The organism is Amphritea pacifica (genome assembly GCF_016924145.1).
GTDB classification, from domain to species: Bacteria; Pseudomonadota; Gammaproteobacteria; order Pseudomonadales; family Balneatricaceae; genus Amphritea; species Amphritea pacifica.
The window spans coordinates 1-493 of record NZ_JAFFZO010000110.1 but is presented as its reverse complement, the minus strand read 5'-3'; the positions used below and the strand labels follow the sequence as shown (position 1 = coordinate 493).

Below are 493 nucleotides of genomic sequence, written 5' to 3'. Positions count from 1 at the left end.
ATTCGAAATTGATGCGCCACGGGATCGGGATGGCAGCTTTGAACCGAAGTTAGTCAAAAAGCAGCAGACTCGCTTCACGTCGATGGACGACAAGATTCTGAGTCTGTACGCCAAGGGCATGACTACCCGCGAGATCGTCGCGACCTTTAAAGAGATATACGATGCTGATGTTTCTGCCAGCCTCATATCCAAGGTCACGGATGCCGTACTGGAACAGGTGGTTGAATGGCAGTCGCGACCTCTGGATGAGGTGTACCCCATTGTTTATCTGGACTGCATTGTCGTTAAAATCCGTCAGGATAAACAGGTCATCAACAAGGCGGTTTACCTTGCTCTGGGGGTTAACCTGGAAGGGCACAAGGAATTGTTAGGCCTGTGGCTCTCTGAAAATGAGGGAGCCAAGTTCTGGCTGAACGTCCTGACGGAGCTTCAGAACCGAGGCGTCAAAGACATACTCATCGCCTGTGTCGACGGCCTGAAAGGCTTTCCCGAT

At 51.5% G+C, this 493-nt stretch carries 1 protein-coding gene; it reads left to right on the top strand.

The genetic code is table 11. The features are described from left to right. Positions 1-493, top strand: a 493-nt coding sequence (locus JW499_RS21625; protein WP_205212517.1) for an IS256 family transposase, incomplete at both ends; no start/stop codon positions are given.